The organism is Amycolatopsis sp. (genome assembly GCF_035546795.1).
GTDB lineage: Bacteria > Actinomycetota > Actinomycetes > Mycobacteriales > Pseudonocardiaceae > Amycolatopsis_E.
Genome location: NZ_DASZWC010000002.1, coordinates 85,553 through 100,749, shown reverse-complemented (window position 1 = coordinate 100,749; position 15,197 = coordinate 85,553). Strand labels below are relative to the sequence as shown.

Here is a 15,197-nt window from a genome sequence, read left to right as displayed (position 1 = left end):
GAAGGCCCGTTCACCACTTCGGGATTGTTTCAACCAGGAACTTGGGAGGAAGTGTGCAGCTTTCGGACAGCGTGGTGCTGGTGACCGGCGGGGCCGGCGGGCTCGGTGAGGCGGCTGTGCGCCGTGTCGCCGCCGCCGGAGCGTCCGTCGTGATCGCCGACCTTTCCGACGACAAGGCCGAGAAGCTGGCGGCCGACCTCGGCGAGAAGGTGAAGTACGTCCGCACCGACGTCACCGACGAGGCCAGTGTCTCCAACGCGGTCGCCGAGGCGGAAAAACTCGGCACGTTCCGCTACGCGGTGATCGCGCACGGCGGGTTCGGTGTCGCGGAGAAGGTCGTCGGCCGTGACGGCAGCCCGGCCGGGCTCGAGGGGTTCACCAAGACCATCGACCTGTACCTGACCGGAACCTTCAACGTGCTGCGCATCGCGGCCGCGGCCATCGCGAAGACCGAGCCGGACGGCGACGGGCAGCGCGGTGCCATCGCGGCGACGGCGAGCATCGCCGCGTACGAGGGCCAGATCGGCCAGATCGCCTACTCGGCGGCGAAAGCCGGCGTGGTGGGCATGACCATCGTGGCCGCACGCGACCTCGGCTCGCTCGGTGTCCGGGTGGTCACCGTCGCACCGGGCACGATGCGCACGCCGATCATGGAGCGCGTCGGTGAGGAGGCACTGGCCAAGTTCTCCGCCAACGTGCCCAACCCGCGCCGGCTTGGCAAGCCCGAGGAGTACGCGGCGCTGGTGCAGCACATCCTCGAGAACCCGTACCTCAACGGCGAGACGATCAGGCTCGACGGCGCGCAGCGGTTCTCCCCGCGGTGATCCGGCGACAGTCCACAATGGAGGTTCGATGAGCATCGCGATGCTGCTGGACTCGGTCGCGTCCACGATGCCGGACCGGGTACTGGTCGGCAGCCGGGAGGGCGGGCTGACCGCGGGCGGGCTGGCGTCGCTCGCCGCCCGCGGGGCGAGCGTGGTCCGGGCCAGTGCCGCGGACGCGGTCGGTTTCGTCGGCCTGAGCGGCACGGCCTTCCCGGCGGCGCTGTTCGCGTCGGCGCTGGCCGGTGTCCCGTTCACGCCGCTGAACTACCGGCTGCAGGCGGACCAGCTCGCGGAGCTGGCGGCCGGGCTGGGCGCCCGGCCGTTCCTGATCGCCGACAGCCAGTACGCCGACGCCGTGCGCGAGGTGCCCAACGCCGTCGTGGTGACCACGGAGGAATGGCTGGCGTCGGCCCGGGCGGCCGAGGAGATCGAGCCGGAGGACGTCGACGACGAGCGGCCCGCTGTCGTGCTCTACACGAGCGGCACCACGTCGAAGCCCAAAGGCGCTGTGCTGCGGCATTCGCACCTGGTGTCCTACGTGCTCCAGACCGTCGAGTTCGCGGCCTCGGACGAGGAGGACGCGGCGCTCATCAGCGTTCCGCCGTATCACGTCGCGGGCGTGGGCACCGTGCTGACGAACACCTTCTCCGGCCGCCGCATGGTGTACCTGCCGAACTTCGCGGCGCCGGAGTGGCTGGACGTGGTGCGCGCCGAGCGGATCACGCAGGCGATGCTGGTGCCGACGATGCTCGCCCGCGTCGTCGACCACCTCGATGGGCGTCCGGCGGATCTGCCGACGCTGCGCGCGATCGCCTACGGCGGGGCCCGGATGCCGGGGCCGGTGCTGGAACAGGCGCTGACCGCGTTGCCGCAGGCGGCTTTCACCAACGCCTACGGCCTCACCGAGACGAGCTCCACGATCGCGGTGCTCGGCCCGGACGATCACCGGGAGGCGCTCGCCGCGACGGAACCGGCGGTGCGGGCCAGGCTGGCGTCCGCCGGGCGGCTGGTGCCCGGGGTGGAAGGGCAGATCCGGGATGAGCTCGGGCAGGTGCTGCCCGCGGGCGAGACCGGGCAGCTGTGGGTGCGCGGCGGCCAGGTGTCGGGGGAGTACCTCGGCGCGGGCTCCGTGCTCGACGAGCAGGGCTGGTTCCACACCCGCGACGAGGGCTGGTTCGACGAGGATGGCTACCTGTTCATCTCCGGGCGGACCGACGACACGATCATCCGCGGCGGCGAGAACATCGCGCCCGCCGAGATCGAGGACGTGCTCTTCGGCCACCCCGCGGTGAAGGAAGCGGCCGTCATCGGCGTGCCCGACGACGAATGGGGCGCGCGGCTCGTGGCCGTCGTCGTGCCCGAGCCGGGGTCCTCAGTGGACGGTGAAGAGATCCGGAACTTCGTGCGGGCAAGGCTTCGCGGTTCCCGGACGCCGGACAACGTGGTCTTCCGGACGGAGCTTCCGCACACCCCGACGGGCAAGCTCCTGCGCCGGGAGCTCGTCCGTGACGTGCAGAACGGCGCGGTCGCAACGACACGCTAGCCGGGAATGACGAAGGGGCCGCCCGTCGATGACGGCCGGTCCCTTCGCCGTGCTCAGCCCGGTGCGCCGGAGGTGGTCGCCGCGAGCAGCGCGCCGGCGTCCACCTTCAGCTGAAGGCCGGTCACGTACCTGGCCTCGTCCGACACGAGGAACGCGACCGCGTCGCTGATGTCGGAGGGCTCCACGTAGCCGACCGGCATCGGGTTCATCGCGGGGAACGCCGGCTCGGCGTCCTCCCGCGTCGGGTTCTCCAGGTCCGGCCGGAAGATCCGGTACATCGGCGCGCTCTGCAGCATCCCGGTGTTCACATTGGTGGGATGCACGGCGTTGACCCGGATCGAATGCGGCGCCAGCTGCAGCGCGAGATCGTGCACAAACCTTGCCACGCCACGCTTCGCGTGCCCGTAACCGGCGCCGCCGGGACCGTTCTGCGGGTTGTCGGCGCCACCGGGGAGCAGACCCGCCACCGACCCGGTGGCGACGATCGCAGCGCCCGCCCGCAGGTGCGCGAAGGCCGCGTCGACGGTGTTGATCACGCCGACGAGGTCGACGGAGACCGCGTCCACGAACGCGCGCGGCGGGACGTTCGCGCCGAGCGGGCAGATGCCGGCGTTCGCCACCACGATGTCCAGGCCGCCCAGCTCGGCCACGGCGGTGTCCACGGCCTCGATCAGCGCGCCGCGTTCGCGGACGTCCGCCTGGCGGGTGACCACCCGGCGGCCGAGATCCTTGACCAGGCGCGCGGTTTCGGCGAGATCCTCGGGGTTCGCCAGCGGGTACTCGTTGACCTCGATGTTCTCGCAGAGGTCGACCGCGATGATGTCGGCGCCCTCGCGAGCGAGCCGCAGCGCGTGACTGCGGCCCTGGCCGCGGGCCGCGCCCGTGATCAGTGCGACTTTGCCGGTGAGTCGTTCTGACATGGAGTCTCCTTGTGCGGTAAGGAAATATCAGGCAGGCCAGGCGAGTGCCTTGGTCTGGGTGTACTGCTCGAGTCCCTCGATCCCGTTCTGGCGGCCGATACCGCTGGACTTGTACCCGCCGTACGGGGAGTCCGCGCCGTACCAGAGGCCGCCGTTCACCCCGACGGACCCGGTCCGGATGCGGTTCGCGATGTTCATCGCGCGCTCGTGCGAGGCCGAGAACACGCCGCCCGACAAGCCGTACACGCTGTCGTTGGCGATGCGCACCGCGTCGTCGTCCTCGTAGGCGAGTACCGCCAGCACCGGGCCGAACACCTCCTCCCGTGCGATGGCCATCGAGTTGTCCACGTCGGCGAACAACGTCGGTTCGATGAAGAAACCGCGGGGCAGATGCGCCGGGCGGCCACCGCCGACGACGAGCCGGGCGGCCTGCGCGACCGCCCGGTCGTTGTGCGCCTGCACCCGGTCCCGTTGCAGGGCACTGATCTGCGGTCCGGAAAGGACGGTCGGGTCGGTCGGATCGCCGTAGGGGATGTTGCTCATCACCGCGGTCAGGATCTCCACACCCTCGGCGTAGCGGGAACGGGGCAGCAGCACCCGGGTCTGCAGGGCGCAGCCCTGGCCGGCGTGCATGCACGCGGCGCCCGCCATCGGCAGCACGGCGGCGAAGCCGGCGTCGTCGCAGACCACCATCGCCGATTTCCCGCCCAGCTCCAGGAAAACCTTCTTCAGCGTCGCCGCGCCGCGCTCCATGATCCGCTTGCCGGTGGCCGTGGACCCGGTGAAGGAGATCAGATCCACCCGCGGGTCGAGGGTCAGCTCCTCACCGACCAGATGATCCGACGAGGTGACCACGTTGACCACACCCGGCGGGATGCCGGTCTTCTCGGCGATGAGCCTGCCCAGCCGGGTCGCGTTGAAGGGGGTGTCGGGCGCGGGTTTGATCACGATCGTGTTGCCCATCGCGAGCACCGGGCCCAGCTTGTTCGCCGTCACCTCGAAGGGGAAGTTCCACGGCACGATCGCGCCGACCACACCGATGGGTTCCTTGCGCACCACGCGCTTGCTGGGTCCCATCAGGCCGCCGTCGGGCAGTTCCCGTTCCCACGGGAACTCGTCGATCATCTTCGCCGGCCAGCGTAAGGCGTCCGCCAGCGGCCATTCCAGCTGGGCCAGGTGCGTGACCGCCACCGGAGCGCCCGCCTCGGCGACCAGCTCGGCGCGCAACTGTTCGCGCTCGGACTCCAGTGCCTCCTGCAGCTGTTCCAGGCAGCGCTTGCGCAGGCCGTGGTTGGTGGCCCAGTCCGATTCGTCGAAGGCACGCCGGGCCGAGGCGATGGCTCGCCGCATGTCCGCCGCGGAGCCGTTTGCGACCTGGCCGAGCACCTCCTCGGTGGCGGGGTTGATGTTGTCGAACCCGGCCCCGCTCGCCGCCCCGACGGTTCCCCGTCGATCAGCATGCGGCGTCCGGCCACGTCGGCTCCGGCCACGGGTCCTCGTTTCCCGCGTGCGCGGGCCGTGCCCAGCGCGACGCTGCACCGTTTCTGACAAGTCGTACACCACATTAGAGCGTTGGTGCCCGGGACAACAGTGCCGCCGGCCCAGGTAAATCTGACGAATCGCGTCGCAGACTGTTGGCAGATTCTGCCAATAGTGGCATACTCGGCCATAGCCGCCGAAGGGGAATCGAGGTGGGGATCGTGTCGAACGATGCGCAACGCGGCCGCCGGCAGCATCTCGGCCTCGCGGACGCGTCGCGGGCGACGGTCGAGCTGTTCATCGAGTCGGGCTCGAGCGCGTTCCCGGTGCCGGAGCTGGCTGCGCACGCGGGAGTCTCGGAGCGCACGTTCCACCGTTACTTTCCCCGCAAGGAGGATGCGGTGCGGCCGTTCCTGCGCGGCGGCCTGGAACGCGTCATCGACATGTTCTCCTCAGCCGCGCCTGGGCTCCCGCTCAGGCAGGCGGTCGAAGACGCCTGGGCCCGGTCGTGGCCGGTCAGATATCCCCGTGAGGCCGCCAGGCTGCACGCGGTGCTGGCCGGGTCCGAACTGCTCCATGCCGTGCTGCTGCAGGAAGTCCTGCACAGCGAGCGACGCTGGGCCTCGGCGCTCGCCGCCTCGCTCGGCGTCGATGCGCGATCCGCGACGGCCCGGATGGCCGGGGCCGCGGTCGTCGCCGCCTTCCGGCTGTCCTGGGCCGCCTGGTCGGACCACCCGGATCTCGATCCGATGATCGTGATCCGCGAGCACAACGAGGTGTGCGGTCATCTGCTGGAAGGCCGCACCACGCCGCCGGGCTGAGCACCGGCGAGAAAGAAGGAAACCATGTCCACCGCTGCCATCGAGCGGCCCCTTGTCATCGAGGTCGCCATGTCTCCCGTCGTCGCCAATGCCGGCGGGGACGAACTGAGCACCAGCAGCATCATCGAAGAGGCCGCGAAATGCTTCGCCGCCGGCGCCGGGATCGTGCACTGCCATCACGATTTCTCGCTGTCGCTGGACGACGCGATTTCGCAGGTGATCGAGGTCAACCGCGGAATACTGAAGGAGTATCCCGGTGCGCTGGTGTATCCGGCCTACATGCCGGGGCACAAGGTCGAAGAGCAGATGCTGCACCTGCGGCCGCTGGCCGGATCCGGGCAGATGACGATGTTCGCCTTCGACCCCGGCGTGACCGAGCACGGCCGGGCCGACGACGCGGGGCTGATGACCGGCTCCATCGTCAGCGGCACCACGTTCGCGCAGGCCACCGCGATGGCCGAGCTGTCGCACGAGTTCGGTGTTCCCTGTTCGCTGGGCATTTTCAACCCCGGCGCCATCCACTGGGTCCGTTCGCTCGGCGCGGCCGGGCGGTTCGTCCCTGGCACGGTCGTGAAGTTCTACTTCGCCGGCGGATCCGCTTGGGGCGCGAAGAAATCCGGCCCGTCGTTCGGGCTGCCGCCGACCAAGGAAGCGCTCGACATCTACCTCGGCATGCTCGAGGGCGCGAACCTGCCGTGGACCGTGTCGCTCATGGGCGGCGAACTGCTCCGGACCGACCTCGCGCGCTACGCGGTGGAGCGGGGCGGAAACCTGCGGATCGGGCTCGAAGACCCGCTGCGCGCGGTCGGGCAGACGAACACCGACATGATCAAGCAGGCCATCGCGCTCGCCGAGGAGGTCGGCCGCCCCGTCGCCACCGCGGCCAACGCGCTGGACGTCCTTTCTTCCTGAAGCTCACCCAGGACCGGGCAGGTCCTCGCTCAAGACCTGGGTGAGGGCGGACGCGCCGCCGTCGGCGACGTGGATGCCGCCCGTCATCCAGGACGACGCGTCCGAAGCGAGCAGGAGCGCGAGCCCGGCGATGTCACCCGCCTGCCCCCACCGTCGCATCGGGATCGAGTTTTCCCACGCGGCCACGCCGGACGCGGGCCGGGGTGCCGAACCGCCGATGTTCGTCACCACCGGCCCCGGGGCGAGGGCGTTGACCCGCACCCCGAACCGCGCCAGCTCCAGCGACGCCTGCCGCACCAGGCCCACCACGGCGGCCTTCGAGACGACGTAGGGATAACTCACCCGGGGCTCGGCGCGGAGCCCGGCGGTGGACGCGGTGACGACGATGCTGCCGGCCCGCTGCGCCTTCATCACTCGCGCGCACTGCTGGAGACAGAGGAACAGCCCGTCCAGGTTCACACGCAGAACCCGTTGCCACGCCTCGAAAGACAGCTCGTCGATCGCCCCGCCGGGTTGCAGCGGGGAGGGCACGCCGTTGATGCCCGCGTTCAGGAACGCGACGTCGAGCCGTCCCGATGACCCGGCCACACCGTCCACCAGAGCGCGAACCGCGTCCGGGTCGGTCACGTCGCACACGTGCGCAGTGCCGCCCAGGTTCTCCGCCGCTTCTGCGACCGGGTCCGCTACGTCCGCGAGATGCACCGTGGCTCCCTCGGCCGCGCAGGTTCGCGCGATCTCCAGGCCGATCCCGCTCGCCGCGCCGGTCACCAGCACCACTCGCCCCTGGATTCCCAGAGTGTCCATCCGATCAGTTCTCCCGTCGTATCAACACCGTGCCCGCGGTCCCGTCGACCTCGACGAGGTCACCGGTGCGGATCGCGCCGAAAGCCTCCTCGCCATGCACCGCGGGGACATCGAGCACGACCAGTCCCAGCGCGAGTTTGCTGTTCATCCGCGTGAACACGATGGCGCAAGGCGCGGTGCCCTGCAGCTTCGCCAGATGGAACTGCCCGGACCAGCCGGACGAGCCCTTCGCGCCGGGCAGCACCAGCACTCCACCGGCGAAGCTCTGCCCGCGCTGGGGATGGCGGCTCTCCACGATCGTGCCCGTCTTCGGATCGATACCGCCCCAGCCCGACACCGGGGCGGTGCACACCAGCGCGCGCCCGCTCGCCCGGCCGCCGACGACCCCGCGGCCCCGTATCAGCTCAGGCATCGGACCACCGCCCGCTCAGCGCCGCCGCGACACAGGCCTCGACGCTGCCGAACCAGCCCTGAACGCCGGTGATCGCGGGCAGGTAATGCGCCTGTTTCGCCGAGTCGGTCGCGAACACGCGCGTGCGCGGCGGCAGGAACTGCCCGATCGCGGGGCAGGTGTCCGAAAGCACCCGGCCGCCCGCCTTTTCAATGGTGGCAACATAACCGCTGCGCTCGGCCACCGTGCGCAGGGCCCGCGGCGTGAACACCCACAACGCCGTCGAGCCCGCGACGCGCTTGCCGTCCAGCAGCCGGGCGACCTCGCGCACCTGTGCCAGGGACGCGTGCGGACAGCCGATCATCACGAAGTCCACCTCGCGGTCTTTCGCCGTCCGGCACAGCGAAGCGACCGTCTCCGCACGGGCCGCGGCGTCGAAGACCGAGGTGGCCGCCGGTGCCCGCCCGCCCAGCGCCTGCTCGACCGTCCGCGCTTCCGGTGTCACGCCGGGCAGGTGGTACATCTCCACGTCGCCGGAGGAGGCCGCCGCCGCGCCGAACTGCTTGAGCTGCACCGGTGCCGGGTCGAGGCCGGGCCCGGTGAGCACCGGCACGGCGTCCTGGACCTGGTCCCCGGTCCAGTATCCGAAGATGTTCCAGTCCTCGGTCGTGACGACCGGATGGCGCACCTCGATCAGGTGCGTGGCGCGGCGGTGCTCGTCGAGGTGGTAGCCGCAGAAGGGCGTCCGGCCGGTGAGCATCGACGCGGCCGAGGACTCGCGGCCCTCGGTGTTGGTGCGGGCGCCGAGCACCGAGTTGATGTAGACGACCGCCGAGGACTCCATCCACGCGCAGTGCTCCCCGAAGCGGGGCACATTGCCGACCTGGTAGGGCGTGCACGTCGAAAGCAGGTCCACCCCCTTTTCGGCGAGGTAGGCCTCGCTGTCGTCCATCGCGGCGGCGTCGGTGGGCGCGACGCCTTGCAGGTCCCAGTGCGCGGAGTCCCGCGGCCCGATCAGCTGGCAGCTGTGCGCGCGAAACGGTGGTAGGTCCACCTTTTCGTCCAGGTCGAGGGAGAACCGGGAGAACAGCGCGGCGGGGTCGGTGGTGCCCAGCACCCGGGCGTGCCGCGGCCCGAAGATGTTGGCACCACACACATTGTCGGTGTCGATGAGCCGTTCGGCGCCCATCAGCCCGCCGTAGCGCACCAGCAGTTCGAGCGCGGCCTTGACCGCCGGGCCCTCGTCGCCGGCGAGCATCCGTTCGTCCGCCGGGCTCAGTGCGAGGTCAGCCATGCGCCCTCACTTTCCAGCTCCTTGCGCAGCTGCGCCGTATCGACGTCGGCGACGGTGCCGTGCGCCTTGAGTGCCAGGTGCGCGGCCGTCCCGGCTGCCTGCCCCATGGCGAAACACGGGCCGGCGACGCGCGCGGCGGACTGCCCGCCGTGGGTCATCGACGCGCAACGCCCTGCCACCAACAGGTTCCCGGGTCCGCTCGCGGGCACGAGCATCCGGTACGGCAGCTGGTTGTAGCCCAGCGGGTCCTCGCCGTAGGGCCAGCGGATGTCGAGGTCACCGTCCACATGCGCCTCCACGGGCCAGCCGTTGACCCCGATCGCGTCCTCGAACCGCGCGCAGGAACGGACGTCGTCCTCGGTCAGCAGGTACTTCCCGAGCAGGCGCCGGGTCTCCCGGATGCCGATCTCCGGTCCGATGTCGACGATGTAGGCCCGTTCGAAGCCGGGGACGTGCTCGCGGATGAACCCGAACACCTCCTGCGCCTGGGCGCGGCCCTGCACCTCGCCCGCCGTCAGCTGCCAGACGTCGGTGCCGTCGAGCGCGCTGCCGTCGTCATTGCGCAGTTGCGTCGCGTTGGCCCGCCATTCGATGTCGTCGCGCTGCGGGCGGACGATGGCGCCACGGCGCGGGAACCGGGGGCGGCCGGCGGCGACGGCCTCGTCCATCATGCGCGGCAGGATCTTCCACGCCGGCCCGGCCCGCTCACCGTCCACCGCGTTGATCCGGAACATCGTGGAGGGGAACAGCATCTCGCCGTGCGGATCGGCCTTCTCGTGGCTGGTTCCGGTCCAGGCCAGCAGATCGCCGTCCCCGGAGCAGTCGATGAACACCTGCCCGCGCAGGATTCCCCTGCCGGACTTGGATTCCACGACCACACCGTCCACTGTGTCCTCGCCGGCGACGGCCCCGACCGCGAACGCGTGGTAGAGCAGCTGTGCCCCGGCGGCCAGCACGTGGTCGTCGGCGGCGCTGCGGTAGGCGGGGATGTCGTAGGCCTGCGCCTGGATGCGGTCGCTGAAGGACAGGTGCGGCGCCCGCAGCCCGCCGAGCCGGTCGATGCGCTCCAGTAGTTCGGTGGCGTGCCCGCGGACGGTCAGCACGTGCTCACCGTGGATGTTGGAGTACATGCCACAGAACGTGGACAGCCCGCCGCCGGTCCCGGCGCCGCCGAGATATCCGGACTTCTCCACCAGTAGTGTGCTGCGCCCGGCCCTGGCGGCGGCGGTGGCGGCGGCGAGCCCGGACGGGCCGCCGCCGAGCACGACGACCTCCCATTCGCCGAGTACGGGCGTCTGCCGGGCGGGCTCGGCGACGTAGGTGTTCACGAGTCGGCCTTCCTCTCGGTGGCGCCGGCCCAGTGCCCGAGCAGCAGCTCGTGCAGTTCGGCCGGAATTTCCTGGGTGAGCAGATGCCCGGCGCCCGGCAGCGCGACGTGGCGGGCGCCGGGCACGGTGGTGGCGATGAGGTCCGCGTGGTGTGCCGGGACGACGGCGTCGGCGAGCCCGTTGACCGCGAGCACGGGGCAGCGGATGCCGGCGAGCACCGCACGCAGATCGGTTCCGGCGATGGCTTCGCAGCATCCCGCGTAGCCCTCCGGGTCGAGCCGGTCGACGCCGGAAACGGTGCGTGCGACCAGAACCGGCGGCGCCGCCGCGACCGCGGGGGAGTACCAGCGGCCCAGCAGACCCGAGGTCGCGACGCCCATTCCCTCGTCGCGGACCGCGGCCGCCCGGCGTCGCCAGAACTCGGGATCGCCGGCGAAGACGGGCGAGTTCACGGTCACCAGACTGCGCACCCGGCCGGGATGTCCGGCCGCCAGCGCGAGTCCGACCGTGCCGCCGAGGCTCACCCCGGCGAAGTCGACCGCCTCGATCTCCAGCGAATCCAGCAGCGCCACCACGTCCCCGACGAGATCGGCGAGACTGTACGGGCCCGGCGGTACCGGCGAGCCACCATGCCCGCGATGGTCGTAGCTGAGCACGCGATGCCGTGCACGCAAAAGTTCCCGCTGCGGCTGCCACATGGCCGCGGTCGTGCCGAGTGAGGCCGAGAGCAGCACCGGCGGACCGGATCCTTCGTCGGCGAACGCCGTCATACGGCGGCTCCGGACGTGCGGCGGCCCGCCTTGGCGTCCTGGATGCCGCGGTGCACGCGGGCGCGCAGCCCGGCGAACTCGGGCGTGGACCGGCTGGTGACCTGATCGCGTTCGGCGGGCAGCCCGATGGGGACGTCGTCGAGGATGCAGGTGGGCGAGGAGGACAGCACCAGCACCCGCTCACCGAGATACACCGCTTCGTCGATGTCGTGGGTGACGAACAACGTCGTGATGCCCCGGTCGCGCCACAGCGAACGCACGAGGTCTTCCAGCTCGGCCCGCGTCTGCGCGTCGACCGCGGCGAAGGGTTCGTCCATCAGCAGCACCTGCGGCTGGTAGGCGACGGCCCTCGCGATGGCCACCCGCTGTTGCATGCCACCGGAAAGCTGCCACGGATAGGCGCGGCCGGACTCGGCGAGACCGACCGCGGCGAGCGCGTCCTCGACCAGCCGGTCCCGTTCCGCGCGCGCCAAACCCTTCTGCCGCAACGGAAGGTCGATGTTCTGCCGGACCGTCTTCCACGGGAACAGGCTGCGCCCGTACTCCTGGAACACCACGGCCATCCCGGGCGGCGGGCCGGTCACCGGGGTGCCGTCCAGCACGACTTCGCCCGCGGTGGGGCGCAGCAGCCCGGCGAGGCATTTGAGCAGGGTCGTCTTGCCGGCGCCCGAAGGGCCCACGATGCAGGCGAACTCCCCGCGTGCCACGGAGAACGTGATGTCGCCGATCGCCTCCACCCGGCGGCCGGAGGATTCGTACACCTTGTTGAGGTTGCGCACCTCGACCATGTCTGCCATCAGCCGTTCCTCTTCTGCGACTCGCGCAGGCCCAGGTACCAGCCCAGTGCCCGCTTTTCGACGACGGTGAACAGCGCGGAGAGCACGAAGCCGATGATGCCGAGCAGGATGATCCCGCTCCACATCTGCGGAATCGCGAAACTGCGCTGGAACTGCACGATGCTGAACCCGAGACCGTTGGTGGCGGCGAACATCTCGCCGATGACCATCAGGATCAGCCCGATCGACAGCGACTGCCTGAGCCCGGCCGCGATCTGCGGGCTCGCCGCGGGCAGCACCATGTGCCGCAGCCGCGCCGCCCGCGTGATGCCGAAACTGCGGCAGGTGTCGACCATGACCTCGTCGGCGGCGCGCACGCCCTCGACGGTGTTCAGCAGGACCGGCCAGACACAGCCGGACACGATGACCAGGATCTTCGACCCGTCCCCGATCCCGGCGACGATCGCGATCACCGGCACCAGCACGGTCGGCGGGATGGCGCGGAGGAACTCCAGAACCGGCTCCGCGCCGCGGCGCAGCGCGTCGGTCAGCCCGAGCGCGATGCCCAGCGCCACCCCGGCCACGGCGGAGATGGCGAACCCGGCGAGCAGCCGCAGCAGGCTCGGCACGACATCGTCGCCGAACCGGCGGGAGAACCACAGCCGGCCGAACCAGTGCAGGATCTTCGGCAGCGGCGGGAAATAGAAGTTGTAGCTGCCCGAGCTGGTGAACCACCAGATCGCCACGAGCACGACGGGAAGGCCCAGCGCGAACAGGATACGGCGGAGGATCTTCATCGGGCACCTGCCGATTTCCGGACCGACGGGTGCCAGCCGAGCGTGGCGCGCTCGGCGATCCGGAACCCGATGTTGACCAGCACGCCCAGCACGCCGGTGAGCAGCACGAGCGCGAACATCGAGGTGGTGGCCCCGCCGCTCTGCGCGACCGAGATCAGCTGGCCGATCCCGGGCGTGCCGATCACCAGCTCACCGGTGATCGCCAGCACCAGCGCGACCGAGGCGGCGAGCCGGATTCCGGTGAACACGAACGGAAGCGTCGTCGGCCAGACCACGTACCGCACCCTGGCCCACACGCTGAAGCGGTAGGAGCTGGCGGTGTCCTGCGCGACCGGGTCGATGTCCTGGATGCCGTAGAGAACCTGCACGAGTACCTGCCAGAAGCCGGCGTAGACGATGAGCACGACCCCGGACTGGAAACCGGTGCCGAAGATGAGGATGACCGCGGGAATCAGGGCCACCGAAGGGATCGGGCGCAGGAATTCCACAGTGGACGCGGTGAGCGCCCGCAGCAGCGGCACCAGCCCGATGATCACGCCGGCGGCGACCCCGGCGGCGACCGCGATCGCCAGCCCGATCGCCCAGGTGCGGACCGTGCGGCCCAGCGCCTCCCACAGCGCGCTGCCGCCGGCCTCGCGGCCGAGCTCGGCGAGCACGTCGCTCAGCGAGGGCAGCACACCTTCGCCGAACAGGCCGCTGCGGGGGATCAGCTCGGCCAGCACCGCGAAGATCACGATCCCGGCCACGGGCGCGATCCGGATCCGTGGTTTGCGCGTGCGCGTGACGGGTGTTCTCTCGCGCGAGGGTGGCGCGTCGAGCACCTTCATCGGGTACCTCCGGTGACTTTCCGGCAACCGGCTTCGCAGCCACGCTTGCCAAGGACCGCGCCACAGGCGAGGCTGCTGACGTCTCTGTCGTAAGTGGACAGCCAGCCGGGCGCGCGGACGGTTTCGGCGGCGGCGACCTCGCGGGACGCCAGCTCGTCCGGATCGACTTCGAGATCGATCCTGCGGGTGTCCAGGTCGATGCTGATCAGGTCGCCGTCGCGGACCCGCCCGAGCGGCCCGCCCGTGGCGGCCTCGGGGTTGACCTCGCCGACCACGATGCCCTTGTTCACCAGTCCCGAAAGCTGACCGTCGGTGACGACCGCGACCTTTTCGCCGAGACCGGCGCCGTCGAGCGCGAACACCAGGGCCGAGGCCATCGCCATCCCCGGGCCACCGTGCAGGCCCAGACCGCGCAGCACGACCACTTCACCGGCCTGGACCTCACCGGCGGCGAGACCGTCGATGGCGGACTCGCGCGAGGAATAGCACCGGGCCGGTCCGCGGAACCGGATCGGCCGGTCTTCGGTGGCGGGCAGCTTGACGATCGAACCCTCGGCGGCCAGCGAACCGCGCAGGATCACGATCGACGGGCGGCGGGAGAACGGGTCCGCGAGCGGCCGGATGATCTCCGGGTCGGCGGCCGGAGCTTCGGCGAGGATCTCGCCGAGCGGACGGCCGGTGACTCCGACGGTGCCGAGGTCCAGCAGCGGTGCCAGCGCGGCGAGCACACCCAGGGTGCCGCCCGCGTCTTCGAGCTGTTCGATGAGGTGCGGGCCGTTGGGCCGCACCGCGGTGAGCACCGGCACCCGGTCGGCCAGTTCTTCGTAGAGCCGCCAGACGTCGGCCTCCAGCCCCGACTCGACGGCGATGGCCTGCAGGTGCTTGACGGAGTTGATCGAGCCGCCGACCGCGAGCATCAGGGTGACCGCGTTGCGGATCGCGGCCGGGGTGAGCACCGACCGTGCCGACCGTCCACTGTGGACCATCTCGACGATCTGCCGCCCGGCCGCGCGCACCGCGTTCCACATGGTCTCGCCGTTGGCGCGGGTCGGGGTGGTGCCGGGCAGCGCGAAGCCGAGCGCCTCGGCGGCCATGTGCATCGTGTTGGCGGTGCCCATCCCCGCGCACACCCCGGGGCCCCGGATCGCGTTCTCGGACATGGCCAGCAGATCCTCGGCCGAGGTCCGGCCCAGCGCGGTATGCCCGGCGTGCAGGAAGACGTCTTCGATGTCCGCGCCGCCGTCCTCGTACAGGGCGCTGCGCTGGTAGCCGCACGCGATGAGCACCGTCGGCAGGTCGAGCCTGCCCGCCGCCATCATGTGCGCCGGTGCGGTCTTGTCGCACGAGCTGAGGCAGACCATCCCGTCGAGCAGGGCGCCCTCGACGACGACCTCGATGTCGTTGACGATCAGGTCGCGGGTCGGCAGGATGTACCGCCCGCCGGCGCCGGCGCTGGTCACGAAGTCGGACGGGGCCGCGGTGCGGATCTCGAACGGCAGCCCGCCCGCGTCGCGGATGGCCTGTTTGAGCACCGGCACGATGTCGTCGAGGTGGGCGAAGCAGGCGGCCAGGTCCGACGAGGAGTTGACGATGGCGATCTTGGGGCGGGCCATCTCCTCGTCGGTGATGCCCAGCGAGCGCCATTCGGCCCGGCGCACGGCCCAGCGGGACGTGCCGGCGGGCAGGTCGCTGCGAAGTCCGGAGGTCATTG

The 15,197-nt window shown here is 70.8% G+C and carries 15 protein-coding genes; 4 read left to right on the top strand and 11 right to left on the bottom strand.

Going from position 1 to position 15,197, the window contains the following annotated elements; genetic code table 11:
- Positions 1-53 precede the first annotated feature (53 nt).
- The gene (locus VHD82_RS02075; RefSeq protein WP_325696348.1) at positions 54-824 is read left to right on the top strand and encodes an SDR family NAD(P)-dependent oxidoreductase; all 771 of its coding nucleotides are present in this window, start codon (positions 54-56) and stop codon (positions 822-824) included.
- A 28-nt stretch (positions 825-852) separates the two neighbouring features.
- A complete protein-coding gene (locus VHD82_RS02070) occupies positions 853-2,367 on the top strand; it encodes a fatty acid--CoA ligase family protein (RefSeq protein WP_325696346.1) in 1,515 nt (504 codons plus the stop codon).
- A 53-nt stretch (positions 2,368-2,420) separates the two neighbouring features.
- On the opposite strand, the gene VHD82_RS02065 is transcribed toward VHD82_RS02070, so the two are convergent.
- Positions 2,421-3,287, bottom strand: a complete 867-nt coding sequence (locus VHD82_RS02065; protein WP_325696344.1) for a mycofactocin-coupled SDR family oxidoreductase — start codon at positions 3,285-3,287, stop codon at positions 2,421-2,423.
- A gap of 27 nt (positions 3,288-3,314) precedes the next feature.
- Positions 3,315-4,838: an aldehyde dehydrogenase family protein gene (locus VHD82_RS02060; RefSeq protein ID WP_325696342.1), complete on the bottom strand. Its 1,524-nt coding sequence runs from the start codon at positions 4,836-4,838 to the stop codon at positions 3,315-3,317.
- A 149-nt stretch (positions 4,839-4,987) separates the two neighbouring features.
- Here VHD82_RS02060 and VHD82_RS02055 point away from each other — a divergent pair, with 149 nt between their 5' ends.
- Positions 4,988-5,587 (top strand): TetR/AcrR family transcriptional regulator, encoded by a 600-nt coding sequence (locus VHD82_RS02055; RefSeq protein WP_325696340.1) that lies wholly within the window; start codon positions 4,988-4,990, stop codon positions 5,585-5,587.
- Positions 5,588-5,611: 24 nt separating this feature from the next.
- The gene (locus VHD82_RS02050) at positions 5,612-6,499 is read left to right on the top strand and encodes a 3-keto-5-aminohexanoate cleavage protein (RefSeq protein ID WP_325696338.1); all 888 of its coding nucleotides are present in this window, start codon (positions 5,612-5,614) and stop codon (positions 6,497-6,499) included.
- Positions 6,500-6,502: 3 nt separating this feature from the next.
- Here the strand turns inward: VHD82_RS02050 and VHD82_RS02045 are convergent, their stop codons facing one another.
- Genes VHD82_RS02045 through VHD82_RS02005 form a run of 9 tightly spaced genes read right to left on the bottom strand, consistent with a single transcriptional unit; the run spans position 6,503 to position 15,195 of the window.
- Complete coding sequence (locus tag VHD82_RS02045; protein ID WP_325696336.1) at positions 6,503-7,303, bottom strand: SDR family NAD(P)-dependent oxidoreductase; 801 nt, start codon at positions 7,301-7,303, stop codon at positions 6,503-6,505.
- Positions 7,304-7,307: 4 nt separating this feature from the next.
- Complete coding sequence (locus tag VHD82_RS02040; RefSeq protein WP_325696334.1) at positions 7,308-7,715, bottom strand: aconitase X swivel domain-containing protein; 408 nt, start codon at positions 7,713-7,715, stop codon at positions 7,308-7,310.
- Complete coding sequence (locus VHD82_RS02035) at positions 7,708-8,988, bottom strand: aconitase X catalytic domain-containing protein (RefSeq protein ID WP_325696332.1); 1,281 nt, start codon at positions 8,986-8,988, stop codon at positions 7,708-7,710. Before VHD82_RS02035 ends, VHD82_RS02040 begins: the two co-directional genes overlap by 8 nt.
- Positions 8,970-10,316: an FAD-dependent oxidoreductase gene (locus tag VHD82_RS02030; protein ID WP_325696330.1), complete on the bottom strand. Its 1,347-nt coding sequence runs from the start codon at positions 10,314-10,316 to the stop codon at positions 8,970-8,972. The genes VHD82_RS02035 and VHD82_RS02030 overlap by 19 nt, the downstream gene beginning before the upstream one ends.
- A complete protein-coding gene (locus VHD82_RS02025; RefSeq protein WP_325696328.1) occupies positions 10,313-11,086 on the bottom strand; it encodes an alpha/beta fold hydrolase in 774 nt (257 codons plus the stop codon). Before VHD82_RS02025 ends, VHD82_RS02030 begins: the two co-directional genes overlap by 4 nt.
- Positions 11,083-11,874, bottom strand: a complete 792-nt coding sequence (locus VHD82_RS02020) for an ABC transporter ATP-binding protein (protein ID WP_325696887.1) — start codon at positions 11,872-11,874, stop codon at positions 11,083-11,085. The genes VHD82_RS02025 and VHD82_RS02020 overlap by 4 nt, the downstream gene beginning before the upstream one ends.
- An 8-nt stretch (positions 11,875-11,882) precedes the next feature.
- Positions 11,883-12,659: an ABC transporter permease gene (locus tag VHD82_RS02015; protein WP_325696326.1), complete on the bottom strand. Its 777-nt coding sequence runs from the start codon at positions 12,657-12,659 to the stop codon at positions 11,883-11,885.
- Positions 12,656-13,486 (bottom strand): ABC transporter permease, encoded by an 831-nt coding sequence (locus tag VHD82_RS02010; protein ID WP_325696324.1) that lies wholly within the window; start codon positions 13,484-13,486, stop codon positions 12,656-12,658. The genes VHD82_RS02015 and VHD82_RS02010 overlap by 4 nt, the downstream gene beginning before the upstream one ends.
- Complete coding sequence (locus VHD82_RS02005; RefSeq protein ID WP_325696322.1) at positions 13,483-15,195, bottom strand: dihydroxy-acid dehydratase; 1,713 nt, start codon at positions 15,193-15,195, stop codon at positions 13,483-13,485. The genes VHD82_RS02010 and VHD82_RS02005 overlap by 4 nt, the downstream gene beginning before the upstream one ends.
- Positions 15,196-15,197 lie beyond the last annotated feature (2 nt).

Coding starts and splice junctions, on each gene's coding strand:
- VHD82_RS02070 (WP_325696346.1), top strand. CDS start 853: ATGAGCATCGCGATGCTGCTGGACTCGGTCGCGTCCACGATGCCGGAC.
- VHD82_RS02065 (WP_325696344.1), bottom strand. CDS start 3,287: ATGTCAGAACGACTCACCGGCAAAGTCGCACTGATCACGGGCGCGGCC.
- VHD82_RS02050 (WP_325696338.1), top strand. CDS start 5,612: ATGTCCACCGCTGCCATCGAGCGGCCCCTTGTCATCGAGGTCGCCATG.
- VHD82_RS02045 (WP_325696336.1), bottom strand. CDS start 7,303: ATGGACACTCTGGGAATCCAGGGGCGAGTGGTGCTGGTGACCGGCGCG.
- VHD82_RS02040 (WP_325696334.1), bottom strand. CDS start 7,715: ATGCCTGAGCTGATACGGGGCCGCGGGGTCGTCGGCGGCCGGGCGAGC.
- VHD82_RS02035 (WP_325696332.1), bottom strand. CDS start 8,988: ATGGCTGACCTCGCACTGAGCCCGGCGGACGAACGGATGCTCGCCGGC.
- VHD82_RS02025 (WP_325696328.1), bottom strand. CDS start 11,086: ATGACGGCGTTCGCCGACGAAGGATCCGGTCCGCCGGTGCTGCTCTCG.
- VHD82_RS02020 (WP_325696887.1), bottom strand. CDS start 11,874: ATGGTCGAGGTGCGCAACCTCAACAAGGTGTACGAATCCTCCGGCCGC.
- VHD82_RS02015 (WP_325696326.1), bottom strand. CDS start 12,659: ATGAAGATCCTCCGCCGTATCCTGTTCGCGCTGGGCCTTCCCGTCGTG.
- VHD82_RS02010 (WP_325696324.1), bottom strand. CDS start 13,486: ATGAAGGTGCTCGACGCGCCACCCTCGCGCGAGAGAACACCCGTCACG.
- VHD82_RS02005 (WP_325696322.1), bottom strand. CDS start 15,195: ATGACCTCCGGACTTCGCAGCGACCTGCCCGCCGGCACGTCCCGCTGG.